Here is a 25,599-nt window from a genome sequence, read left to right as displayed (position 1 = left end):
CTAAATTAGCGCTGTATCGATGGGCACAACCATGAAACACATTCTTTCCGCACGGATCGCATCCGTCACGTCATTTGACACAACCTCGCCGCAACTCGAGCCGCGTTATGGGTACAACACCCCAGTCGGGCGTCGTACTGCAACTGGTCCACTGGTTAGTAGCCCGATCAAGCCGGAGCGGCCGTGTGGTCGCCCCCCTTTCGAGGAAGCCACCTGTGCCGGTGGTGGTCGTATGTAACGAACTGCGATTTGTAATTCTCACATTCGTCGCCAATACCGTTACCTGTTCCAGGTATTAGCCGGAACGGGTCAATGCAACACTGCTATGAAAAAACGCCTTCTCAATACACTAGCCACGCTCTACGCACTGAGTATGGCGCTCCATTCGATCCAGTCGTACGCGCAACCGCTCGATCCGCAGTTCACATGTGATTCGAACGCGCACACATTCATAACCGGGCTCATCAACGACGACGATATCACCCCGGAGCCAACGCATATTGAAGCAAACTCGGTCAACGCATTCCGGCCGGAGCGAGGCAGCGACCTGACGGCATTCGGCTTTCCCGTCCACGCCGTCGTCGGGTATGAACACAACGATGCCATGTTCAGACAGGGCGGCGGTGACACCCTGGCAGGGTCGCTATATGGTGTGGTAGTAGCCGGCCCCACGGATCAGGTGGAAGCACGCGTGCGTGAGGCGGGCAGCGACGCTATCGTTCGGGAGGTCGTCCCCCTCGTCGCCACCGCCATCGTCTGCAACGAGCACTGACCCCTTGTCGCACCCGAAGCCACGCAATCAGGGTTTCATGTGGCCGGATGCGACAAACCGTTCATGCCACGACAAGGCCTCGCCAAGCAGATGAGGAGTGTGCTTGCCCGGACTCGCACGAAGAGCCCGCTCAAAGTAATCCTGCAAGAGCGGACGATAGTCTGGGTGTGCACAATTATTGATAACAGCACGCGCCCGTTGCTTGGGCGACAAACCGCGCAAGTCAGCCAGTCCCTGCTCCGTGACAACAACGGCTACATCATGCTCGGTGTGATCAACATGACTGACCATCGGCACGATGCAGGAGATTGCGCCATTTTTGGCTGTGCTCGGTGTAACGAAGCATGAGAGAAAACCATTCCGAGCGAAATCTCCCGAGCCGCCGATACCGTTGATAATCGAACTGCCAGCCACATGCGTCGAGTTGACGTTGCCGTAGATATCCGCTTCGACCATGCCATTGATTGCAATACAGCCTAAGCGGCGAACCAGCTCGGCGTGGTTTGAAATCTCCTGCGGACGCAGCACGATGCGGCTGCGATAGTGCTCGATATTGCGGCCAAATTCCTCGACACCTTCCGGGCTCAGCGACAAAGCAGTCGCCGACGCGCGGCGGATGGTATCGGTTCTGATCAGATCGAGCATGCCGTCCTGAATCACTTCCGTAAACGCGGTCAGCCCTTCGAATCCACCGTCACGCAAGCCGCTCAACACGGCATTCGCGATATTCCCTACCCCGGACTGCAAAGGCAGGAGCTGCTCCCCGAGCCGCCCCATGGCGATTTCGTGACGGAAGAACTCTACCAGGTGATTGGCAATTTGAATGCTGCTCTCATCCGGCGGGGAAAATCGGCCCAGGCGATCCGGACCATGCGTTTCCACCACGGCGACTACCTTGGCGGGATCGACGCGCAAGTAGGGCTCGCCAATACGGTCATCCGGACCGGTCAGCGGAATCGGCTTGCGCTCCGGCGGTAGCGCTGTACCGTAATAGATGTCGTGCATGCCATCCAGACCCGCAGGTTGAGCCGAATTCACCTCGATGATCACTTTGTCGGCCAGGTCAAGCCACGTCTTGTTGTTGCCTACCGATGTGGATGGAACAAGCCGACCGTCCGGCAATATCGCTGAAACCTCGACGACTGCCATGTCCAGCTTCCCCAGGAACCCGAACCAGGTGTACTGCGCGACCTGTCCGAGGTGGATGTCCATGTACTCAATCTCGCCGCGATTGATCCGCGCACGCAGGTCCGGATCGGACTGATAGGGCAATCGAAAGTCGATTCCTCCCACTTTAGCCAGTGCCCCGTCGAGTTCGGGTGCGGTGGAGGCGCCCGTCAGTAACTTTAGTGCAAAACTTTCGCCACGGGCATGTGCACTTTCGATCTGTGCGGCCAACGCCAAGGGGACCGCCTTGGGGTATCCCGACCCGGTAAAACCACTCATCCCGACGGTCATACCGGGCAGAATTTGCGCCGCCGCCTGATCGGCAGACATCACCTTGGACGCGAGGTATGAATTATGGATACGATTTTCCATTGCGATTCCCAAGTCTATGTAGATTCCAGGTTTTCCCGGTCGTGCACAATCCGCGGACGAATCGTGCCTCGACATGCTCGGGTTACGCCTTGCATTCTACGGCGCATGGGTTAGTTGATTCCGCCGATTTGCCGCAACAAGCAATATCGACGATAACAACATTCGTTGCGCAACGAGTGACGTCAGGATCGGGACGCGGAAGCGTTACTCCGCACCTGAACCAGCACCTTGCCGAAGTTGCGGCCGTCGATCATGTTCAGGAACGCTTGTGGAGCATTCTCCAGTCCCACGGTAACGTCCTCCAGATGTTTGATCTTTCCCTCGCGCAAGAAGGTGCCGACCTCGCGAAGAAACGAATCGAAGTACTGTTCTGTGAACTCGTAGTTGATATAGCCGCGAATCTGGAGACTGCGGGTCAGCACCGCACGCATTGTCGCGGCAAGATAATCTGCCGAGGTATCGTGTTGCAGGGTGCCCGACTGCTGCGCCATCAGCCCGCAAACGGGTACTCTCGCATACTGGTTTAGCAATGGCAGCACAGCATTCCAGACGGCGCCGCCGATGTTCTCGAAATAGACATCGATGCCGTTCGGGCAGGCAGCCTCGAGTTCCTGAGCGAAGTTGGGCGAGCGATGATCGATCGCGGCGTCAAAGCCGAGTACGTCGATCAGATATGCACATTTCTTCGGACCACCCGCGATACCGACGGCGCGCAGACCTGCCAGCTTCGCTAACTGCCCAACCAGCGACCCCACTGGACCAGTCGCCGCGCCCACCACTAGCGTTTCGCCCGCTTTGGGCTTACCAATCACTTCGAGCCCGGACCAGGCCGTAAAGCCCGGCATCCCCAGTACGCCCAGGTAGGCGGATGCCTCGATGCCGTCGACATCCAGTTTCTTCAGACCCGCAGCATCCATCGCTACGTGCGAACGCCAGCCCGTCTGCGCGAGCACGACGTCCCCCGGAACGAATTCCGCAGAGTGTGATTCGAGAACGGTTGCCACACTTTCACCGGGCATCGGTTCGCCGATTCCAGCAGGCTTCGCGTACGATCTGGCGTCGTTCATGCGTCCACGCATATACGGGTCGAGCGACAGCGTATCTACGCGCAGTAGCACCTGCCCCGCCCCGGGCACCGGCAGCGGAGTGGTTTCGACGCGGAAATTTTCAAGGCTCGCGCGAGCCGTTGCGGGGCGCGATGCCAATACCACCTGGGTTGCTTGCTGCGATTCCATTGTGTTCTCCGGAATAGTGATGCCATGCTTCAGATGCACGCCAGATAGCGTGCCGCAGAAGCATTCTGCATCGAACGGTTGTTTGTTGCAGTCAAGCCGTGACGAATTCAACCCGGGTCATTCGCAGCGACCCGCCAGCCGCCGCCGAGCGCCCGGTAGAGCGCCACCGCAGCCAGGGCACGCGCACGTCGCGCCTGATTCAGCGAATCGTCGTCCACCAGATAGCTCTGCTGCGCATCCAGCACATCCAGAAAACTCGTCGTACCGCCTTTGTACAGTTCGGTTGAAAGACGCAGTGCCTTGCCTGACGAGTCCAGCGCCGCCGACAGGTGCTCCACCTCGCTCGCCGAACTCACCAGATCGCTGCGCGTGTCTTCAATCTCCTTCAACGCATTGAGGATGGTCTGATTCAGATTCAGTTCGGACTCGCGCATGTGGCTTTGGCTCTTTGCGATGTCCGCATTGATACGGCCGGCGTTGAAGATGGGACTTGTCACCCCCAGCGCCGCACTGAACAGGTTGTCGGTCAAAGTCGGCATGCCGAGATACGAGGCAGCCAATAATCCGTCCGTCAGGTTCAGTGAAAACTTCGGATACCACTCCGCTTTCGCCTCCCCCACTTCGGCCGCGCGCTGTTCGACGCCTGCGTAAGCGTTCAGTACGTCCGGGCGCCGCAGGAGCGCTTGTGAAGGCAACGTGTTGGGTGCAGACGCACTCGGCACCGGAATTGCGCCAGTGCCGAACACCGGTGCGTTCAAGCTCTCGGGCGTCTGTCCAGAGTAGACGGCGATCAGGCTTAACTGATGCTGAATCGTCGACTGCACGCCCGGAATCCGCGCTTGCAGATCGCTCAGCTGATTCTGCGCTCGCGCGACGTCGAGATTGGTCGACAAGCCAAATTGCAAACGTTCTTGCGTCAATCGAAGTGCACGCTCGCGGATATGCACGTTGTCCTGCAAGATCCGCTGTTCGGTTTGGGCCCAGCGCAGGTCGATGTATGCATCGGCAGTATTTGCAGCCAGCGCGAGGCGCAACTGATTCAGCGACTCTTGCGTTCCGGTGAGCTGGGCCTGCGACGCGAGCAATGCGAGACGTTCACCGCCGAAGACATCCGGGTTCCAACTGGCTGTCAATCCAACACCGGCCTGACGCACATAACCGAGCGGAGGCGGCGCATTCTGACGTCGATCGCTCGCGGTGGCACCAGCGTTCAATTCGGGAAGCAGCGCCGCGCGGCTGATTGTGGTTTGCGCTTCGGCCTGTTTGACCCGCTCGACGGCGGCCTTGATGTCGAGGTTCTGGTTAAGCACCGAAGCGACCAGGTCGTGCATCACCGGGTCCCCGAACTGTTGCCACCACGCGTCCGCATCCACCGGGTCCTGAGGCACGTCGACGCTGTACGCTGCCGGCGCAATCTTCGCGACATCGTCGGGCAGCTTCGAGTGAGAGGCAGGCTGAACCGCGCAAGCGCCCAGCGCAAGACTCGCTGCGATTGCGATAAAAGTCGATTTCATGTTTTTCTAACTCAATGGGCGTCCGGCGGCGGCACCGCGCCGTCGATAGGACGGGCAAACACCGCGCATGCAATCGCCAATACAAAGCAGCTTGCAACCGCAAAATACGCGTCGGAGAAGGTCATGGTCAGCGCTTCGCGCATGATGAGATTGTTCAGGTACGCGAGCCCCGCCCGCGGCGCGGCAAGCACGTCCCCGGCTACCGCACCTAGCTGCGCGGACGCGCCCGAGATGAGCGAATCGATCACCGGGCGCCCTTGGGTGACATGCTCGCTCAATCGCAAATAATGCAGATTCAGGCGATCGTTCAACATGGTGTTACACACGGCCACGCCAATAGCGCCGCCTAGATTTCGCATCAGGTTGAACAGCCCACTTGCCGAACGCAAGCGTGCTGGAGGCAACGAACCCAATGCCAGCGTAACGATGGGCGGAATGCAGAACTGCTGGCCGAATCCGCGCAGAATCTGGGGAAGCAGTAGTTGCTGCCAACCCCAGTCGCTCGTCAATGGAACGTAGAGGTAACATCCGAGGCCGAACACCACGAGGCCGAACAGATTCAGCCAGCGCATATCCACCCGGGAAGCGAGTTTCGAGTAGAGCACCAGCGCTACCAACTGCGCGCACCCGACAGAAAGCAGTGCAATGCCGATCTGGAGCGAATCTAAACCCCGCACCCGCGACAGAAAAACCGGCGTAAGAAAGACCGTGCAGAAGATCCCAATCCCGGTGATGAAGGACAACACGCAGCCGATCCAGAAGTTGCGCATCTTCAGCGCACGCAGATCCACAATCGGCTCACGGGCGGTGAGCGCATGAACGAGGAACAGAAAGCCGCAGATCCCCATGATCCAGGTGCAAGTGAGAATCGTGGTATCGCCCAGCCAGTTCTTGCGTGGACCTTCCTCGAGCACGTATTCGAGGCACCCGAGGAAACCTGACATCAACAGGATGCCGAGGTAATCCCCTTTCCTGATCAGACTTAGATCGACTTTATCGATACGAACGTACTTCGGCACCAGCACCGTCACAAACAAGCCAGGCACCAGGTTCAGATAGAACAGCCAGTGCCATGACAATGCATCGGTGATATAGCCGCCAATCACTGGGCCGATGGCCGGCGCAAGCGACGCGAGCGCGCCGATGGTCGTCGAGGCAATGACGCGCTGCTTGCCCGGAAACAGTACGAACGCCGTGGTGAACACGGTCGGAATCATCGCTGCACCAGCTGCGCCTTGCATCGCGCGGAAAATGATTTCCGTATTCATGTCCCAGGCGAGACCGCACAGCATGCTGGTGATCGTGAAGCCGAGCGCCGAAGCCGCAAACAGCCAACGCGTCGAAAATACCCGGGTGAGCCAGCCGGACATCGGGATCACGATAATCTCGGCGATCAGATACGCGGTCTGGATCCACGACAGTTCATCCTGACTCGCCGACAGGCCGCCGCCGATATCCTTAAGCGACGACGCCACGATCTGGATGTCGAGCGTTGCCATGAAAAAACCAAGGCACATCAGGCCGAAAGCGAACACCTTTGCCGAGGTCGGCATGCCCGCGGGGTCTGGAATTCCTTGTGAGGTCATGATGAAGTCTCGCTCTGTCGCTCACTCGCCGCTCTGACGGGCGCTGTCCAGATGGACATCAACCGTCGCCGACAGACCGGGCCGCAGGTAATCTTCCGAACCCTTGGGTACATCAAGAAGAATTCGCACAGGCACGCGCTGCACAATCTTCGTGAAGTTTCCGGTCGCGTTTTCCGGAGGAAGCACACTGAACGTCGCTCCGGTTGCCGGTGCGAGGCTCTGCACGACGCCGTGGATCGTGCCGGCGTGCGCATCGAGCGTCACGTCAGCCGAGTCGCCACTGTGCATTTTCTTCAACTGGTCTTCCTTGAAGTTCGCATCAACCCACAGGCCACTCGAGGGCACTACCGTCAGCATCGACGTACCTGCCGTCGCGAGCAGCCCGACCCGCGCCGTGCGGTTGCCGACGTAGCCGTCGACGGGGGAGCGGATCGTCGTGTAGCCAACATTGAGCGCCGCGTAGCGCCGTTCAGCCTCGGCCTTGGCGACACGCGCATTGGCGTCGGCGATCTGCGCATCGAGCACGTCCAGTTGCTGCTTTGCCGCCTGAAGGGCCGCATCGCTACCGTCCACCGCTGCCTTCGCCTTCGAGAAAGAGGCATCCGCCTGCTCGACAATCTGGTTCGAAACCGCCTCGTCCTTGACCAACTGGCGGTAACGCACCTTGTCGGCGGCACTGCGCGTCAGTTCAGCGTGGGCAGAGGCGAGCCCGGCCGACTGCTGGTTGATGATCGCGACCTGCAGTTGGCGTTTCGCCTTCAACTCATTGACGGCTGCCTGAGCACTGCCCACTTCCGCGTTCGCCTGCTCGAGCCGTGCGTCGTAATCGCGTGAATCGAGACGGATCAGCACCTGGTTTGCCGTGACGTGCTGATTGTCCTGAACCAGCACTTGATCCACAAAGCCGGTCACCTTCGGCGCGATCACCGTGACGTTACCGCCTACGTATGCGTCGTCAGTGTTCTGAACATAACGCGCGATGAAGAACCAATAGAGACCAGAGGCGCAAAGGACCGCCACTACGCCGAGGACCGAGAGCAACATCCAGGGCACTCGTTTGGTTGACGAAGCGGTGTTCACTCCGCCAGCGGGAGAGGTGGGGATAGGTGTCGTGCTCATTATATATGTGTGTATGCACTCAAAGGTTGCAAGAAATGGCCGCCAGGGTGGCAGCGCTTCGGTTAAAAGCGGCAAGTGCTAACAGACAGGTTGACTGAGGGTCGGGCGAGCCAGGGCTCGCCACAACGCCTTCGTCCAATCAAATGGTGAGCGCAATGCGCAGCGGTGCTGCACTTGCTCCGTAAAGCACGGGATGAACTGAAGCGGATCTTGTTTTCGCGTGCATGGTAAGTGTGCGCAAGCACTTGCTCAACACCGTTTTTGGAATCGAACTGTTGCAACTGTGACAATGATCGTCGGCCGGGACACCGGTTATCTTTGCACCGTTGAACGGGCAACCGGCGCGCACGCACGCACGGCCCGACGTCTTCGAGGATCAGCGTGATCTTTGCCGTGTCCGGCCGAGCGGTCTTCAAGCGCGTGTCACGCGAAGAAGTTCACGCCTCAAAGAGGCTGAGCGCCGATACCCGAACTTGCGTTCGAACTCGTCCTGAGCCGCCGTCCAATGCGTCGTGGCCTCGTGCAGCTTCAGGTGGCCGCCACTGGTCAGAACCAGTTGGAGACGCTGCCTCACCTGCCCGTCCTGCTCATTAGCGACAAATCCATTGCGCAGCAACGGCCGAAGTATGCGTACAAGCGTGGTGCGGTCCATCACCATCGCCTGCGCCAACTCCATCATCGTTAAACTCGAGCTACATTTAAGCGCGCAAAGGATGCTGAACTGCGTCGGCGTGATACCTGCTTCGCACAGATGCCGCTCGTACAACTGCGAAATGTATCGCGCGGCCTGACGAACGGCGAAACAGTAGTCGCTTTCGGGGGATTCAATGTGCATAGGCACATGCTAGTGGGCGGGATGACGGCAATCAATGCTCGACGGTGCATCAGTTTGTATCGGGGCAGAGAACAATCGGAGGTGACCGGTTACGGCGAGGCGACAGATTAAACGCCCACCCGTCAATTGTCGGAGTTTTGGACTAGCCGGGTCGCTTCTTGTGAACTCGGCAAATCTCGCAAGCCATTTCTTTCAAAATTATTTCATAAGCTTGACGATGAAGCGCTGAAACAGGACGCGCGGCAACCGGGCGAAGCGAAGCATCACGCCCTGGAACTGGCGCGCGCCAGCCGCGCGCCTATCACCTCGTCGAAGAACGCGGCAGCATGCTCGACGAACGCCCTCACCTTGGCCGGCAGCAAGGTTCGCGAGTTATAGGCGAGTCGAATCTCAATCTCTCCGTCGATGATTTCGAAATCTTCAAGGATCGACACGAGCTTGCCTGAAGCCAGTTCCTCCTGGGCCAGCGCAGCGGGCAGCACGCCGACGCCCCAATTCTCCAGGACCATTTCCCGGTTGAACACCGGGTTGTTCGAAACGATATCGAACTTCAGCGGGACGGTCATATCCTCATCACCCAGACGAAAGGTCAACGACGGCTTACGAAGTGTGGGCGACATCGCGACGAACGTGTGATCAGCCAGCTCAGACGGATGCTCAGGCACGGCGTGTTTCTCCAGATATGCTGGCGTCGCGACGATCGAGAGCGGCATGCGCTCCAGAAGTCGCGTCACAACCGTGTCGGTACTCAACATGAAGGGGACGACAATCCCCAGGTCATAGCCGTCCGCCACCAGGTCGACAGGGCGCTCGGTAAGGGTCACGTCCAGACTCACTTTGGGATACTTTTGCTTAAAGGTCGAGATGAGCGGCACGAGCCGACTCACGGTCGCCGTTGTATGAGCGACAAGCCGAAGCACGCCGGTCGGCTCACGCGCCTGGTTCGACGCTTCGGCTTCCAGTACTTCGAGATCGTCGAGAATCCGGCAGCAGCCGTCATAGAAATGTTCCGCGGCTTCCGTTAGCGAAACCTGCCGCGTCGTGCGATGAAGCAGACGACTGCCGAGACGCTGCTCAAGCCCGGATATGGCGCGCGACACGGCCGGAGTGGTTATGCCCAGCATGTCTGCCGCACGGGTAAAACTTTTCGCTTCGACGACCGAGCGGAAAACGCGCAAGCTATCAAGATAATCCATAGGGCACCTTCGGTAGGCACATCTGTGAATGGACCGCCTGTTGCGCCCGAATCGACGTACGCAACCACTCGTAACCGTAGAGCGAAAGCCAGCCAGATCTCCTTGACGAATGGCGCGCAGCCATGACGAAGCCTCGGCATCATTATCAAACAGCATTCGCTCACGTGTACCGGGATTGTCGCAGAGTTGCGCATTTTTGCGCTTATTGCCATGACCCATGTGTTCAATCGAGCGGCTGCGCTCCTCGCAGCCCTAAACGGGCGCCATCAGCAATTCCGCTCTGACACGCCGACCATGCGGCTTGCCAGATCTGGAAGGGTCATCGCAAGACGTCGCAACCTCGTCCGGGCGCACCCGTTGAACGTTTGATCTCATCCGAATTTTTGAAAAATTGCGCAGATTCGAGCAAAACACCGCAGTTTTGGTCAATACAGCGAAAGGGGCCTCGGCATAAGATCTTTCTACCTTCCTTCCGTCTCTCCGGCTGGAAAACATCGCATCCTTCTTGCCCAAACCCATTGATACATGCAGGCTGATTCGAGCGAGCAGGAAGATCCCGATGAACGAATGAACTGCGACACGACCTCGCCGCGAGATACGAAGGGGCATGACTATGGATCGGCTACAAGCAATGCTAGTGTTCACAAGGGTTGTCGACAGCGGGAGCTTTTCGCGCGCTGCAGACACGCTCGATCTCGCACGAGCATCGGTCACCGTCATTGTTCAGAATCTCGAAACCTATCTGAAAGTTCGCCTGCTACAGCGTTCGACTCGACAGCTTAGCCTGACACCCGAGGGCGCGCAGTTCTACGAACGTTGCGTGAGAATACTCGCGGATATTGACGAGATGGAGGGTAGCCTGTCGATCCTTGGGAAAATGCCACAAGGCAAGCTTCGCATCGATACCCCGGGATCCATCGGAAAGACACTCCTCATTCCAGCTTTGGATGACTTCAGAGCCCGCTACCCGGATATCGAGCTCACCATCGGTTTCGGCGACAAACCTGTCGATCTGATTCAGGAGGCAGTCGACTGCGCGATCAAGCTCGGATCACTCATAGATTCAAGTCTGGTGGCGCGACGCATCGGCACGCTGCAGCGCGTGACAGCGGCAGCACCAACATATCTGGAATACCATGGCGCTCCACATTCCATCGACGATCTCTGCGCGCATATCGGTGTGAGATATCTCTGCCCCGGAGCAACTCGCACATCTGACCTACAGTTTCAATTGAACGAAAGGATGATCGAACTCAATCTGCGAGGAAGCGTAGCGGTCAACGACATAGAAGCCTATCTCGCGTGCGGCTTAAAGGGGCTGGGCATCGTCCAGGTGCCTCGCTTCATGGCCATCCCTTACCTTCGCTCCGGGGAACTGGTAGAAATTCTGCCGGGTTGCGAGCCAAAGGCAATCCCCGTTTCCGCCGTCTATCCCCAGAACCGGCATCTCTCAGGTTCCGTACGCGCATTCGTCGACTGGATTTCCGAACTGTTCGAACGCGCTTCACTCTTCGCGACAGAGGTGCGGAACGAGGTGCCGCTATGTTCAGACGTGCCGGTCCGCGCCACGCGCGCGGGCGCTTTTGCACGTGCGGTGTCCGCTACCGCAGAGGCTTCCAGTGATTCGGCCGCTGCCCGTGCACTCTAGATGCCCACTCGGCGAAAACTTCGCTCCCGTGCACCCAAAGGTAACCTGATGCATCGTTGATTGTTAAACCCGGAGCACAACTGAATTCACCTGTGCCTACTTGCATTACGACGCCGACGGTCTACACTACCCGTCAATGTTGCAGCAACAAGCCGGTATGGATATCCCAAATAGCAATTCGTCGATGCGAATCTGGCTATCAAGAACCGGGTCTGAGCGGTCATCCACAGCGCCGACGTGAGTCGGCAGTTGGGATTGCACCGGCACCTCAAGGATTACGTAGTCCGCCCGGAAAGTATGTCTCCTCCCGTGTCCCCTGATACGGTTGCCCGCTACGGCGGGCTTCTTTTTTTACGCCCCAAGCCCGGCATGAACCTATGTCGATCTCCGCTCTCGGATAGCCCTGGAGGTCTTCGAGGCGGTAGCGCCCGGACGTATCACGCCCAATGGGAAAGCACGTAAGAATCGATCAGGTGCGCAATCGATTCGGCGCCTGGAACCATGCAAGCGTCAACATCACAAGCCACGAACACGCGGGATGAATGAAGTGAATACATAGGATGCGCGTTGAAGTGCATCGTGCCGAGCCGCGTCGATCGAAGTCATAAGTCTCTTGAAGCACGGCCATCCACGACTGCGGGCCATGCTCGGCAGCAAATGCTAAAGGCAGATCACAACGATCCAGAAACTGAATGGACAGCCGTTATAACACGGCAGGTACGGACCCGCGTTCTGCGCCCCGATCCGGGACTACCGCGTCAGTTCCTGCGCCTCCCGTGCGAGCTGCGACTATTCCCTGGACAGCAGCGTACTGTTGCGAGCTTGCGATTTCACCAATATCACTATAAAACAAACAGAACCGCGTGTTCCGGATGCGCTCCGGGCGTCTTACCTTCATACGTGACGAGGTCCAACCATGTTGCCGACACCCGAACGCGAATCTGATGCGGCCCCCGTCATCCCAGTCCTGCATCGCCGGTCCCTGAATAGTTCTTCGATGTCCGTATCGCGCTTCCTATATGACGGCCGTGCGTTCGGCTTGACGCCAGTCATGCCTCGCGACGACGCCTATTTCGTGGGCGTGAAATTGAGGCCGATGTCATCCGGCCGCATGTGGCTTGGCGATCGCGTTGTCACGAATCTGCAGGTGCCCCAGCGCCTGCATTCGATGTGTTTTTCCCACCTGAGCGATGAACCCCACTCCGAGCTGTTTGAGCCGTTCGACATCGTTCGGTTCTTCCTTCCGCGCTTCGTCCTGAAGCAGTTCATCGACGATGTCGGCGCCCGCCAGATTGAGGCGTTACGATGCCCCACGCCGGGGACAGTGGATCCGATCGTCGGGCATCTTGCAACCTGCCTTCTTCCGGCGCTCGAACAACCGGAAAGGGCATGCTCGCTGTTTATCGACTCGATCACGCGTGCCCTGACCGCGCATCTGCTCCGCACTTACGCCAACGTCAAATTTAGCGCCGCTCCGACTCGCCGAGGGGGACTCGCGCTGTGGCAAGAGAAGCGGGTCAGGGAGCTGATCGATACGCATCTTGATGGATCTCTGACAGTACCGATATTAGCCAACGAATGTGGCATGTCGGTGGGACACTTCGGCCACGCGTTCAAACAGCAGACTGGACAGTCTCCGTATCAGTTTCTGATCGCTCATCGTCTGCTCCGCGCGAAGGACTTGATGCTAACCACCCAACTTTCGCTTGCGGAGATTGCGCTAGCATGTGGCTTCGCCAGCCAGGCGCACTTCAATAGGCGTTTCCTCATGGCTAACGGCATGTCCCCCGGGATCTGGCGTCGCGTAACCCGGTAGCAACGGCAGCGCTAGCCAGCGCGGCTTATATCCGCCCCACGGCTTCACCATGACATCCAACGGCTCCACGGCGCGAGGCACAACCATTGTGCTGCCGCAGAACGCCCCCTTGAGAATGCCGCGGATCGACGCTACGCAACTTGAGTTAAGTTGCCCGGGATTCCCGGTGTGATAACTGACCTGTCCATTATTAGCGACGAACAAAAAATGCGTTTACTTGCACTAAACCTCCAGCAAACTGGCGAGGCGGTTTACCTATGACTCTTCACCGGCCCGAACCACACTGAACGGACGTGGAGGTGGATATTATCGACATGCTCCCGGTGTAATATTGTCAGTGCTCCCAACAACTTTTCCAGACCATGTCACTTTCGCCAATCTTTCCTCAGCAAGGCCGCATGTTGCGAGGTGGAAATCGAGGGGCTGCTGCCGGCTGGCAATGGGCATTGATATGTGACCGGGAACCGCGATGAATACTCCCTCGCCTTGGGTGAGCGTCGGCACGTCTTCAGCAGCCAGAGTCATTGCTGTGACCGCGCTGGCGCTCGCGGGTTGTGTGAACTACTTCGGCATCAAGAGCGATAAGCAGATGTCGGCGCCGACGCAGTACACCTCCAGCCAGAGCCTGCCTAACGAAGACGGTCAATGGCCGTCACCGGATTGGGCACGCCAGTTCGGCGACCCGCAGCTGCCCCAGTTGATCGATGAAGCGCTGCAAGGCAATCCGTCGATCGCCCAGGCCGAGGCACGTATCGCAAAGGCGTCCTCCTATATCGAGTCTTCAAAATCGACGCTCTACCCCAAGGCAAACGGTAGCTATGCCTGGAACCGTGAACTGTTCTCCGGAAACACGATCTTCCCGCCTCCGTATGGGGGGACGTGGTACAGCGAGAACCGCCTCGCCGCCGAACAGACGGTGACGAACCTCAGGATGAATCGCCGCGCCACGCAGATCGGACTTATCAAGGCGCTTGGCGGCGGATTCGACGCGAAACGCGGCAGTCTCGTCGTGCCGACAGATGTGCCGGCCTCTTCGGCATCCGAGGCGCAGGCAGCCAACTGACGCGACGCACGGAGCCGGAAGAACCGGCAGGACAAACGGCGCAGATTGCACGGATACGGAGCATGTCTATGAGCACCCCACAGCAACATCCCGCCAGCGCAAAGCGGGAGGGCAACCGCAAGCGCAAGCTCATGATGACGCTCGTGGTCATCGTAATCCTGGTCGCGGCGATAGCCTACGGCGTCTATTACTTCCTCGTCGCGCGCTTCCATGAGGACACAGATGACGCCTACGTCAACGGCAACATTGTGCAGATCACACCGCAAGTGACGGGCACGGTCATCGCGGTCAACGCCGACGACACCCAGACAGTGAAGCAAGGCGACGCGGTCGTCGTGCTCGACCCAGCCGACGCCCGCATCGCGCTCCAGCAAGACGAAGCCACCCTGGCGCAAACGGTGCGCAGAGTACACGGCCTGTATGTCGACGACGACCAATATCGCGCGCAGGTCGCGCAACGGCAATCAGATCTGTCAAAAGCGCGGGATGATCTGCGGCGACGGTTGGCCACCGGAATGGCTGGTGCCGTCTCGCAAGAGGAAATTTCGCACGCACGCGATGCGGTGAAGTCGGCACAGGCTGCGCTAGACGCCGCCCAACAGCGGCTCGCGTCGAATCGCGCGCTGACCGCTAACACGACGATCGATAACCATCCCGACGTACTCGCGGCTGCCGCGAAGGTTCGCGATGCGTATTTGGCCGCCGCCCGCAACACCCTGCCTGCCCCGGTGACGGGCTACGTCGCCAGGCGAACAGTACAGGTCGGTCAACGCGTATCGCCGGGCACCCCACTGATCTCGGTCGTGCCGCTTCAGCAGATCTGGGTCGACGCAAATTTCAAGGAGGGGCAACTCAAGCATATGCGGGTGGGTCAGCCGGTCGAACTGACAGCCGACAAGTACGGTTCGTCGGTCATGTACCACGGAAAGGTGGTCGGCTTCTCCGCCGGTACAGGTTCGGCGTTTTCATTACTGCCCGCCCAGAACGCAACCGGCAACTGGATCAAGGTCGTGCAGCGGCTGCCGGTAAGGATCGAGCTCGATCCAAAGGAACTCGAAAAACATCCGCTGGCCATCGGCCTATCGACGGTGGTAGACGTCAATATCAAGAATGAAAGCGGTAGCCCGCTCAGCAACATCGAGAACACTGTCTATCAAACCGACGTATTTGCGAAGTACGGCGATGAAGCCGATACGAAGATCGCTCGCATCATCGCCACAAACAGGTAGGGGATCAGTGACGCAGGCAATGCAAGCAGACGGGTGTCTTTCACAACGATGCGCCGCTTTCAACCGGGATGACCTATGACAACTCAATCAACGCCCCACCCTCCGTTGACGGGAGGCAAACTCTTTCTCGGCTCGCTCAGCGTGGGTCTCGCGGGATTCATGACCGTGCTGGACTCGTCGATCGCGAACGTCGCCATTCCGACAATTTCGGGCAACCTGGGCGTATCCATTGACGAGGGCACCTGGGTTATCACCGTGTTCGCCGCGGCGAACTCCGTGTCGATTCCGCTGACCGGGTGGTTGACACAGCGCGTCGGCCAGGTGAAGCTTTTCGTCGGATCTATCCTGTTGTTCGTGCTGTCGTCGTGGCTGTGCGGGATCGCCTGGTCGTTGCCCGTGCTACTGTTCGCACGCGTGCTGCAAGGCGCGGTAGCGGGGCCCCTGATTCCCATGTCGCAAGCACTATTGCTTAGTTCCTGGCCTAAAGACAAGTCTTCGTTTGCGCTGTCAATCTTCTCCATGATCGCGGTAACAGGTCCGATTGTCGGACCCGCGCTCGGCGGCTGGGTCACAGACAGCTATAGCTGGTCGTGGATCTTTTACATCAACATCCCGGTCGGTATATTCGCCGCAGCCACAGTCTGGAGCCTCTATCGCGAGCGCGACACGCCGACCAGGAAACTGCCCGTCGATACAGTCGGTTTGCTGCTACTGATCACCTGGGTGGCGTCGCTGCAGGTGATGCTCGACAAGGGCAAGGATCTCGACTGGTTTACGTCGACGACGATCGTCGTGTTGACCGTCGTCGCGCTGACCAGCTTCGCGTTCTTCATCGTGTGGGAACTCACGGAGAAGAATCCGATCGTCGACCTCACATTGTTTCGGCAAAGAAACTTTCTCGGCGGGACGATTTCGATCGCGATCGCCTACGCGATCTTTTTCGGCACGCTCGTGTTGCTGCCGCAGTGGATGCAAACCTACCTCGGCTACCGCGCACTCGACTCGGGTCTCGCCACCGCGCCGATCGGTGTTTTCGCATTGATTGGGGCGCCGATCATGGGAAAGATCCTGCCGCGTACCGACGCACGCATTCTTGGTACGTTCGCGTTCATCGGTTTCGCGGGCGTCTACTACATGAGATCGTTCTTCATCACCGGCATTGACATAGGACACATCATCCTGCCGACGTTGCTCCAGGGTATTCCGATGGCCCTGTTCTTCGCTCCGTTGACGGTAATCATACTGTCTGGACAACCGCCTGAAAAAGTACCCGCGGCGGCCGGTCTTTCGACTTTCGCACGGGTGTTTGGCGGTGGCGTTGGCACATCGCTGGCGAATGTCGCATGGAACAACCGCACGATCCTCCATCACGAGATATTGACGCAGCAGACCAGTCCCACCAACCCTCTGTTTAACCAGCAACTGGATGCCTACCACTCTTTCCTGGGGCTGGATTCGGGATCTTCATATGCGCTGTTCAATAGCGTTGTCGACAAGGAGGCCGCAATGATGGGCCTGAACGATGTCTTCTATGCGTCGGCCATCATCATGATCGTCATCATTCCGCTGATCTGGCTCACGAAGCCAAGCGGCGGTGGCGGGGCCGGTGCGGCCGCCGCAAGCGCCGCACATTGACGCGCCCCCCCGCACATTCGCGGGCGGGTCACATGCAATCGGGCTGGCGCGCTCAAGCCGAGCGCGTCTTTGACGCATAACCCAGGAAGATTGGGACGTATTGATGACGTATTGATGGCGGCTGGTCGCATACGGTATCGCAGCGGTGGAACCGGCTGAAATTTCCACTTGACGGTCTATCTATTAATAGATAAATTTACGTCCATGATGACCACACCGACCGTACGCGAGCAAGTTGTCCACCACGCCATCACGCTGATGATGCTGCGCGGTTACAACGGCTTTAGCTATCGGGATCTGTCTGAACTAGTGGGCGTGAAGACTTCGAGCATCCATTACTACTTTCCGTCGAAAGACGACCTGGTGCTCGAGGCAGTGAGCGAGTACAGCAATCAGGTGTTCAACGACATTCATTCGATCGACGCATCATTGCCGGCCGACGCAAAGCTGGCCAAGTACACGAAGAAGTTTGGCAGGATTCTTGGCGGCGGCGATCAAATCTGTCTATGCGGGATGCTCGCCGCCGACATTGGGTCACTACCGGACAACATTCGACATGCGGTACAGGCCTTCTTCAAGGCCAACGAGAACTGGCTGGCCAAGGTGCTCGCACAAGGAGCGAAAGAGGGAACGCTAGCGGTCAACGGCAAGCCGGAGAGTGCCGCTCGGACGCTGTTCGCCGCGTATCAGGGCTGTGTGCTGGCGAGTCGTTTGTTTCAAACCAAAGCGCGCCTGGAAGACGTCGAAACCGCGTGGAAAATCATGAAGTAACGCAGCACTGAAGGCCGGTTGTCGCCATGCCCATTTATCCGCAAATCTATCTACTGATAGATTTGCGACGAAGCAGAAACTGAACCCCATTGTGCGGGGAATTACGCACGATATTTTATCTAGTAATAGATAGAAACCAATAACTGTCCTTTGAGGAATCACATCATGTCTATCGAAAATGTTCTCTACCGTGCCCATGCTCAAGTCACGGGAGGCCGCGACGGCCGTGCGCTCGTGCCCGAAAGCAAGCTCGACCTCAAGTTGACCACTCCGCGTGAGCTCGGGGGCGCAGGCGGCGAAGGCACCAACCCTGAACAACTCTTCGCCGCTGGCTACAGCGCGTGTTTCCTGGGTGCAATGAAGTTTGTCGCGGCACAGGACAAGATCGCAATCCCGGCTGACGTTTCGATTAACGGTAGCGTAGGCTTCGGCGTTATTCCGAACGGCTTTGGTATCGAGGTTGAACTGAAGATTTCGCTGCCCGGCATGGCACGCGAAGCCGCTCAGGCGCTTGTCGACAAGGCCCACGCTGTCTGCCCGTATTCGAACGCGACGCGCGGCAACATCGACGTTACGCTCACGCTCGTCTAAGGAAGCACGGCCAACGCCAAAAGAATTTCCGCGACGAAAAGTCGCCCGGCTCGATAACGGGTTCGTGCGGCGATTCTGCAAACGGTCGAAGCACCGCCGTTCGAACAAAAATCCCATCTCTGCAAGGGGTCAAAGCGCTAACCGGATATCCATGGGCGCGTCGACCTCGAGATGGTTGATTGAAACTCTGTACAGGACAAATGTCATGAAGAAGCTTTACATGGTTGCTGCGATCGCAGCTACGCTGATGGGTGGGACTCTCCAGGTTGCCTCGGCGCAATCCGCACCGGAGACGGGCGTCAAGAACGTGGTTGTGGTGCACGGCGCATTCGCCGATGGCTCCGGCTGGGAGGCCGTTTCCAAGATCCTCAAGAAGGACGGTTACACGGTGTCGGTAGTACAGGAGCCAGAGACGTCGTTAGCCGACGACGTCAAGTTTACGCAGCGGATCATCGATAGCCAGCCAGGGCCTGTGGTTCTCGTCGGCCACAGTTACGGCGGTACCGTCATCACCGAAGCTGGCAACGATCCGAAGGTCTCTGCGCTGGTGTACATCGCCGCGTTCGCGCCCGACGCTGGCGAGAACACGGCACAGCTCGAGCAATCCGTGCCGCCGGCTATCAAAGGGATCAAGCGCACTGACGACGGCTACTTTTTCATAGACCCGGCAGTGTTTGCGGCTGACTTCGCTGCGGACGTTCCAGCGGCTAAGGCTAAATTCATGGCTGATTCGCAGGTTTTGATCTCCGCCAATTCGTTCACGTCCAACGTCACGTCTCCAGCCTGGAAGTCGAAACCCAGTTGGTACATGGTAGCGGCCGCCGATCGAGCGATCAATCCGGACCTGGAGCGCAAGATGGCGAAGCGCATGAACGCCAGGACGATCGAGGTCAATTCGAGCCACGTGGCCTACATCTCTCATGCGAAGGAAACGGCCAAGCTGATCGAGCAAGCTGCCGCCTCGGTCTCGGCCAATCAATGACGCGACGCGAGGGCGAGAAACTTGTTGACCAGATCGACGACAACTCGCCCGCGGCTTCGCAAAGCTCGACGTGAAGAACGTTGTTGCCCAGTTGGTTGATCACCTCGTCCACGGCCCGCTATTTGTGGCGCTTGCCAACCAGCGTCTTGCCGTCGCACGGCCTCGTTCGTGCGACGGCTTTTTCGTCATTTGTGGTGGCTTCTCCGGATGCCGTCATTTATATCTACCATCTATCTGGTTGGCACGGCGGTCCGGCCGGCGATGCGTTGCGCGCGTGGAATTCGCACGCCTATAATTGGCTGCCTTCGACGATCTTTGACCAACACCGTGAGTCCGAAACCCTCAAGCGAGACACCTGCGCCGTACCACCATGGGAATCTTCGCAATGCCCTGATTGCCGAGGGCCGTACGGCATTGGAAGAAATTGGCGTCCACGAGTTGAGTTTGAGGTATCTCGCCCGTGCGGTAGGCGTATCAGAAGCCGCCCCCTCCCGGCATTTTGCCGGCAAGGAAGGTCTGCTGGCCGCGATCGCAGCCGATGGATTCCTGGAGCTCGCCGCCTTGAGAACTACGATCCAGGCACGCGACGAGCCTGCGATGGCGAAGGCATACCGGATGATGCGGACCTATGTCGAATTCGCGCAGCAGCACAAAGGACTGTTTGACTTGATGGTCGGGCCGCGCATCATCGTTCGCAAATGTTATCCGGAACTCGTCGAAGCAGGCCTGAAATCGTTCAACTTGTTCGCATCATCGGTTCAGGATGCAGCGCTGGAAAGCGGCTGGCAAAAGCGCGCCCTTCCGCTAGTGACCCACGCGGCCTGGAGCATGGAGCACGGGCTTGCCACTTTAATTCTCTCCGGCCGGGCACCTCAACTCGGGTATTCCGTGCGTATCGATCAGATGATTCATTTTTCGATCTGCATGTTTCTGAGTGCCATTGCTGCCGGTCCGTCGCATCTTGAAGCGTGGATTCGTCTTCCAGCCACACCCACCAAAACCGAAGCGTAGGCGGGTCGATTCGCCGGCCTGGCGTTCGTGCTGGCAATCGTCATTCATTCTTGTGCATTTGCGAGGCGGCGCGGGTCTCTTGCGCCGATCACGCATACCTCCCGGATTGCTTCGTGTCGATACATCAGCACTTTCATCTCGGCCGGCCAGATCTCGTAGCCTGACGCGTTGAAACAGGATTCACCGCTTGCATATTAACGCCTCAGCAGCCACCATGTACACAGTGATAACACCTAGTGACGCCGGGCAATTGACGATTCCACAATCCAGTCTGAGATCCCTTGAACAGAAGTCCCGGAGACATACATGGAACTCGGTGAGTCAGCCGCCTACGTCAGGCGCGAGGTGCAGGCGAAAGTCCTCATTGCAACAATAGCCAACCCACCGGTCAACGCCCTCGGTGCCGATGTCCGACGCGAACTCGTCGCTGCGATAGAAGCAGCGGAGGCCGACGAAACGGTCGAAGCCGTCCTTCTCGTCGGCGCCGGCAAAAACTTCATTGCTGGCGCTGATATCCGCGAATTCGGAAAAGCACCTCGACAACCATCGCTGCCCGAAGTCTGCGAGCGAATTGAACAGTGCCAAAAGCCGGTCATCGCGGCAATCCACGGCGTTGCGCTTGGCGGCGGGTTGGAAATCGCTCTGGCAGCGCATTATCGTCTGGCCGTCGCGGGTGCCCGGATGGGCCTCCCGGAAGTACATCTCGGCCTGCTGCCCGGCGCGGGCGGCACACAGCGCGCGCCACGCCTGATTGGCGTACCCGCGGCTCTAGATATGATGCTGAGTGGCCGGCAGATCGACACCGAGGAAGCGCTCGCGATTGGCCTCATCGACCGGATCGCAACGGGCGGCGATGCATATGCGCACGGACTTGCGTATGCCCAGGAGCTGCTCTCCTCGCGAGCGCCTGTGCGACGCACGCGCAACGCAGATCGGCATTTGACCGACCGCGACGCGAGCCGCGCGGCCATAGCCGCAGCGCGCGCCGACACGGCAAAGAAGACGCGCGGCCTCTTCTCGCCGCTAAAGATTGTCGAAACCGTCGAGGCCACGCTCGAGCAATCCTTTGAACAAGGACTACTGACGGAAAGGAACCTGTTCGCTCAATGCATGGCCAGTCCGCAGCGGGCAGGCTTGATTCACGCGTTCTTTGCCGAACGGGAAGTCCTCAAGGCCCCCGAGACGCGTGATGCAAAACCACGGCCGTTTGCCCACATTGGGGTAGTGGGCGGCGGCACGATGGGCGCAGGGATCACGGTCGCTGCGCTCGACGCAGGTCTGCTGGTCACGATGATCGAGCGCGACGACGCTTCGCTGGCACGTGGTCGCGCCAATATCGCGAAAGTCTACGACGGTCTGATCGCAAGAGGCCGCATGTCCGAACAGGACAAGGAGAATCTGCTTGCGCGCTGGACCGGCGGCACGACTTATGACGCGCTAGCCACTGTAGATATTGTGATCGAGGCTGTCTTCGAAGATATGGCAGTCAAGCGGGCAGTGTTCTCCGAACTGGATCGCGTATGCAAACCCGGCGCAGTCCTCGCGACCAACACGTCCTACCTCGACGTCAACGAGCTCGCGGCCAGCGTTTCGCGTCCGGGCGATGTGATCGGTCTTCACTTCTTTTCTCCCGCCAACATCATGAAGCTGCTGAAGGTGGTCGTACCGAAACAGGTCAGCGCCGATGTCGTCGCGACCGCCTTCGCACTTGCCAGCAAGCTGCGCAAGGTCCCGGTGCGTGCAGGCGTATGCGACGGTTTCATCGGCAACCGGATACTCGCCAGGTACCGTACTGCCGCTGACTACATGATGGAAGACGGTGCGTCGCCCTATCAGATCGACAAAGCCATTCGGGAGTTCGGGTATCCGATGGGACCTTTCGAGGTCTCTGATCTGGCAGGTGGCGACATTGGCTGGGCCACGCGCAAGCGCCGCGCCGCAACGCGCGCCCCCGACGAACGCTACGTCCAGATCGCTGATCGCCTTTGCGAGCGCGGCCGGTTTGGGCAAAAAACGGGGCGAGGCTTTTATCTATACCCGAACGGTTCTCGAACCGGTAGCGTCGACCCGGAAGTCGAGGCGATTGTCGAAGCCGAGCGTCAACGCGCCGGCATTTCCCCGCGCACTTTCACAAACGACGAGATCATTCGGCGCTATATGGCAGCGATGATCAATGAGGGGGCGAACGTCGTACACGAGCAAATTGCTCTGCGCCCTCTGGACGTCGACATAATATTTCTTTCCGGATACGGGTTCCCGCGGCATCGCGGCGGCCCCATGAAGTACGCGGACTCAGTCGGACTCAAAACCGTGGTCGACGATATCCGTGAATTCGCAAAGGAAGATCCGGTTTTCTGGAAACCTTCGCCGTTGCTCGCTCAGCTCGTTGAAAGCGGTGCGGACTTCAGCAGCCTCAATCAATACGCTTGACCTCAATACAGGACCGAAAATGCGACAAGCTGTCATCGTTTCCACCGCGCGCACACCATTGGCCAAATCGCATCGCGGCGAATTCAACATTACGCTCGGCCCAACGCTTGCCTCATTCTCCGTGCGGGCTGCCGTCGAACGTTCCGGCATCGATCCCGCCATCATCGACGATCTGATTCTTGGCTGCGGCTATCCCGAAGGCATTACCGGGGGCAACATCGCCCGTCAAACCGTGATTCGCGCCGAACTGCCAATTTCCATCCCGGGTGCGACGATCAATCGCTTTTGCGCGTCCGGGCTCCAGGCAATCGCCGTTGCCGCTGGCCGCATCGTCGTTGACGGTGCGCAAGCTGTCATCGCGGGTGGCGTCGAAAGTATTTCTGGAATCCGGGCACGAACCGGCACGAATGATCTCGACCCCTGGATCGTTGAACACAAGCCGGACCTGTATCTCCCGATGATCGACACGGGAGACATCGTTGCCGCGCGTTACGGCATCACTCGCGAGGCACAGGACGAATTCTCGTTTGAAAGCCAGCGCAAGACCGCAGTGGCACAGCAAGCAGGAAGGTTTACCGACGAGATCGTACCGGTGACTACCACGATGGCCGTCAAGAATAAGGAAACGGGCGAAATCAGCCATCGTTCCACGACCATTACCGCCGACAACTGCAATCGTCCTGGAACCACCATGGACGCGCTTGCAAAACTCGAACCTGTCAAAGGTCTTGATAAGTTCGTCACGGCAGGCAACTCGTCACAGCTTTCGGATGGCTCATCAGCGTGCGTGATGATGGAGGCAAAGGACGCAGAGCGCGCCAACCTCACACCGCTAGGCGCATTTCGCGGATTGGCCGTGGCTGCCTGCGAACCGGACGAAATGGGCATCGGTCCGGTGTTGGCCGTGCCGAAACTGCTGAAGCAGCACGGTCTTAAGGTTGATGACATTGACCTCTGGGAACTCAACGAAGCATTTGCGTCGCAAGCGCTCTACTGCCAGCGGCAACTCGGAATTCCATCTGAACGCCTGAACGTGAGCGGAGGAGCAATCTCCATTGGCCATCCTTTCGGCATGACAGGCGCACGCATGGCCGGGCATGTCCTCATCGAAGGTCGCCGTCGTGGCGCCAAATACGCGGTCGTCACAATGTGTATCGCTGGCGGCATGGGCGCAGCAGGCCTCTTTGAAATCTACTGAGGCGGTGGCAAGTCATGGATCTTGATCCTTAAGGACAAGGACTCGCGCGATGCTGTGCGAAACAGGGGATAGTGACCCGACTGGAAGCTTCAGTCTGACGGCATCCCCTGTCCACGTTCACGCGGCACGTGGGCGAAGCGTCGGTGGCCTTCCACCAGGTTCGTCCACCTTGGCGCCATTCTTGTCGGCATGGAGCTCGGGTGTTCCATCACCCCAGGTCTTTCGTCCCAGCTGCCTAGGATGCATCCTTGATTGCATGCTCCACCACCAGGAAAAGCTTTTTATCGAGGTCGCGTGCTGTTTCGTCGATTTCTGCATTGTCGCAAACATCGAGTAGAGACGATGGCTTGTCATACTCGATGCGAACGCGATTCTCCTCATCTTCATAAGCAATGAGCGTTAAAGGAACATACTGGCCGGCACGTACGTCGTGCTTAGTCATCTGTATCGCTACCAGAGGGTTTCCCAATATGAACCGGATGGCCTTCTTGCTTTTCCCGACCATGTTGAGCGCGCGACCGTGGTCAAGAGTAAAAAAGATCATTAACCCTTGATCCCCCTCCATGCCTTGAATCGCGGCCGCCGCTTCGCGAGGCTGCCCCATCAGGGCGGCAATTGCTGCCTGATCGAATCTCCCGAGTCTTTCCCGAAAGCTTTTGACAAAGCCTTCAAAATTTACGTCGGCATCGATCGTGACGCGAACTATTTGCCTTTGGGTTTCAGATGTCCTCATGTTGACCTCCTTCGAGATTGCATTGGGTTAATACACAACTAGAAATTCACCTATCGGAGCATCAGCGCCCCATCGTATCCATCGGGTAAAGGAACCCGCGGCGACACGCACTCGACCGCAGGCAGGCGGCGTCGCCTTCTCCCTGCCCTGAACCTGGCCGCGACGCCTTATGTCCGGAATCGCTCCTTATACGTCGGGCCATGGCTCATGGACTGATTAGTGCGCAGCGGCTGCCGCGTCGCTCGCCCCAGCCGTCTTTCGCGGCTTTGTAATCCAGATCAGGGGAATGATCACGATCATGATCAGCGCCGAACCATAGAAGACGTCGTTCAGGCCCATCATTGCCGCCTGCGCCTGGACCGTCTGATCGAACAGCGCGTACGACGCTCCCCGCCCCAATCCCAGCAGCGAGTGATATGCGCCGATCTGCTGCGTGAACATGGGATTGGTCGGACTGGACTGCTGGGTGAGAATTTCATGGTGAAGGATGGTCCGGTTATTCCACACGACGTTTGCCAGCGACGTGCCGATTCCCCCAAAAAACATCCGGAAGAAGGTCGACAGACCCGCTGCCGCAGGCACTTTCTCCGGCGGCTGGCCAGAAAGGATAATGGTCGTCAGCGGTGCGAAGAAAAGCGCCATCGGGATGCCCTGCAGCAGCGTCGGCAGGATGATGTAGCCTTCGCTCAGGTCCGT

Annotated in this window: 19 protein-coding genes and 2 pseudogenes; 12 read left to right on the top strand and 9 right to left on the bottom strand. The window is 58.5% G+C overall.

Translation table 11 applies throughout. From position 1 onward, the window contains the following. The first annotated feature begins 325 nt into the window (after positions 1–325). Positions 326–772 carry a hypothetical protein gene (locus P3T22_RS29685; RefSeq protein WP_429326893.1) on the top strand — a complete coding sequence of 149 codons (447 nt, stop codon included), beginning with the start codon at positions 326–328 and terminating at the stop codon, positions 770–772. Between the two features lie 27 nt (positions 773–799). On the opposite strand, the gene P3T22_RS29680 is transcribed toward P3T22_RS29685, so the two are convergent. From P3T22_RS29680 to P3T22_RS29650, 7 genes are all read right to left on the bottom strand, one after another. Beyond that, on the bottom strand, positions 800–2,311 hold the full coding sequence (locus tag P3T22_RS29680; protein ID WP_429326892.1) for an acetyl-CoA hydrolase/transferase family protein: 1,512 nt from the start codon (positions 2,309–2,311) through the stop codon (positions 800–802). A 182-nt stretch (positions 2,312–2,493) separates the two neighbouring features. Beyond that, positions 2,494–3,546: an NADP-dependent oxidoreductase gene (locus P3T22_RS29675; RefSeq protein WP_429326891.1), complete on the bottom strand. Its 1,053-nt coding sequence runs from the start codon at positions 3,544–3,546 to the stop codon at positions 2,494–2,496. Between the two features lie 107 nt (positions 3,547–3,653). Then, entirely contained in the window at positions 3,654–5,060 is a 1,407-nt protein-coding gene (locus P3T22_RS29670) for an efflux transporter outer membrane subunit (RefSeq protein WP_429326890.1), read from the bottom strand. A gap of 11 nt (positions 5,061–5,071) precedes the next feature. Then, complete coding sequence (locus tag P3T22_RS29665; protein ID WP_429326889.1) at positions 5,072–6,646, bottom strand: DHA2 family efflux MFS transporter permease subunit; 1,575 nt, start codon at positions 6,644–6,646, stop codon at positions 5,072–5,074. Positions 6,647–6,667: 21 nt separating this feature from the next. Continuing rightward, positions 6,668–7,765: an HlyD family secretion protein gene (locus P3T22_RS29660; RefSeq protein WP_082855313.1), complete on the bottom strand. Its 1,098-nt coding sequence runs from the start codon at positions 7,763–7,765 to the stop codon at positions 6,668–6,670. Positions 7,766–8,177: 412 nt separating this feature from the next. Further along, complete coding sequence (locus P3T22_RS29655; RefSeq protein WP_429326888.1) at positions 8,178–8,600, bottom strand: MarR family winged helix-turn-helix transcriptional regulator; 423 nt, start codon at positions 8,598–8,600, stop codon at positions 8,178–8,180. A gap of 263 nt (positions 8,601–8,863) precedes the next feature. After that, positions 8,864–9,796 (bottom strand): LysR family transcriptional regulator, encoded by a 933-nt coding sequence (locus tag P3T22_RS29650; RefSeq protein WP_429326922.1) that lies wholly within the window; start codon positions 9,794–9,796, stop codon positions 8,864–8,866. Between the two features lie 613 nt (positions 9,797–10,409). On the opposite strand from P3T22_RS29650, the gene P3T22_RS29645 reads away from it, so the two are divergent. The 11 genes and pseudogenes from P3T22_RS29645 (at position 10,410) to P3T22_RS29595 (ending at position 24,170) form a co-directional block, all read left to right on the top strand. Then, complete coding sequence (locus P3T22_RS29645; protein ID WP_429326887.1) at positions 10,410–11,444, top strand: LysR family transcriptional regulator; 1,035 nt, start codon at positions 10,410–10,412, stop codon at positions 11,442–11,444. Positions 11,445–12,360: 916 nt separating this feature from the next. Continuing rightward, positions 12,361–13,260 (top strand): helix-turn-helix domain-containing protein, encoded by a 900-nt coding sequence (locus P3T22_RS29640; RefSeq protein WP_429326886.1) that lies wholly within the window; start codon positions 12,361–12,363, stop codon positions 13,258–13,260. A gap of 469 nt (positions 13,261–13,729) precedes the next feature. Then, entirely contained in the window at positions 13,730–14,323 is a 594-nt protein-coding gene (locus P3T22_RS29635; RefSeq protein WP_429326885.1) for a TolC family protein, read from the top strand. Between the two features lie 68 nt (positions 14,324–14,391). After that, positions 14,392–15,546, top strand: a pseudogene (locus P3T22_RS29630) (efflux RND transporter periplasmic adaptor subunit); the annotation flags it as partial. Between the two features lie 81 nt (positions 15,547–15,627). Continuing rightward, positions 15,628–17,187, top strand: a complete 1,560-nt coding sequence (locus P3T22_RS29625; RefSeq protein ID WP_063499103.1) for a DHA2 family efflux MFS transporter permease subunit — start codon at positions 15,628–15,630, stop codon at positions 17,185–17,187. Positions 17,188–17,391: 204 nt separating this feature from the next. Next, entirely contained in the window at positions 17,392–17,958 is a 567-nt protein-coding gene (locus P3T22_RS29620) for a TetR/AcrR family transcriptional regulator (RefSeq protein WP_429326884.1), read from the top strand. A gap of 165 nt (positions 17,959–18,123) precedes the next feature. Then, positions 18,124–18,549 (top strand): organic hydroperoxide resistance protein, encoded by a 426-nt coding sequence (locus tag P3T22_RS29615; RefSeq protein ID WP_429326883.1) that lies wholly within the window; start codon positions 18,124–18,126, stop codon positions 18,547–18,549. Between the two features lie 151 nt (positions 18,550–18,700). After that, on the top strand, positions 18,701–19,531 hold the full coding sequence (locus P3T22_RS29610; protein WP_429326882.1) for an alpha/beta hydrolase: 831 nt from the start codon (positions 18,701–18,703) through the stop codon (positions 19,529–19,531). A gap of 168 nt (positions 19,532–19,699) precedes the next feature. Then, the gene (locus P3T22_RS29605) at positions 19,700–20,542 is read left to right on the top strand and encodes a TetR/AcrR family transcriptional regulator (protein ID WP_429326881.1); all 843 of its coding nucleotides are present in this window, start codon (positions 19,700–19,702) and stop codon (positions 20,540–20,542) included. Between the two features lie 306 nt (positions 20,543–20,848). Further along, entirely contained in the window at positions 20,849–22,972 is a 2,124-nt protein-coding gene (locus P3T22_RS29600; RefSeq protein WP_429326880.1) for a 3-hydroxyacyl-CoA dehydrogenase NAD-binding domain-containing protein, read from the top strand. A gap of 19 nt (positions 22,973–22,991) precedes the next feature. After that, positions 22,992–24,170 carry an acetyl-CoA C-acyltransferase gene (locus P3T22_RS29595; protein WP_429326921.1) on the top strand — a complete coding sequence of 393 codons (1,179 nt, stop codon included), beginning with the start codon at positions 22,992–22,994 and terminating at the stop codon, positions 24,168–24,170. A gap of 235 nt (positions 24,171–24,405) precedes the next feature. Here P3T22_RS29595 and P3T22_RS29590 read toward each other — a convergent pair whose 3' ends face one another. Further along, complete coding sequence (locus P3T22_RS29590) at positions 24,406–24,903, bottom strand: DUF302 domain-containing protein (protein WP_429326879.1); 498 nt, start codon at positions 24,901–24,903, stop codon at positions 24,406–24,408. Positions 24,904–25,119: 216 nt separating this feature from the next. Beyond that, a pseudogene (locus P3T22_RS29585) lies at positions 25,120–25,599 on the bottom strand (DHA2 family efflux MFS transporter permease subunit); the annotation flags it as partial.

The organism is Paraburkholderia sp. GAS348, from assembly GCF_050434205.1.
Lineage (GTDB): Bacteria > Pseudomonadota > Gammaproteobacteria > Burkholderiales > Burkholderiaceae > Paraburkholderia.
This window is presented reverse-complemented; position numbering and strand designations above follow the sequence as displayed.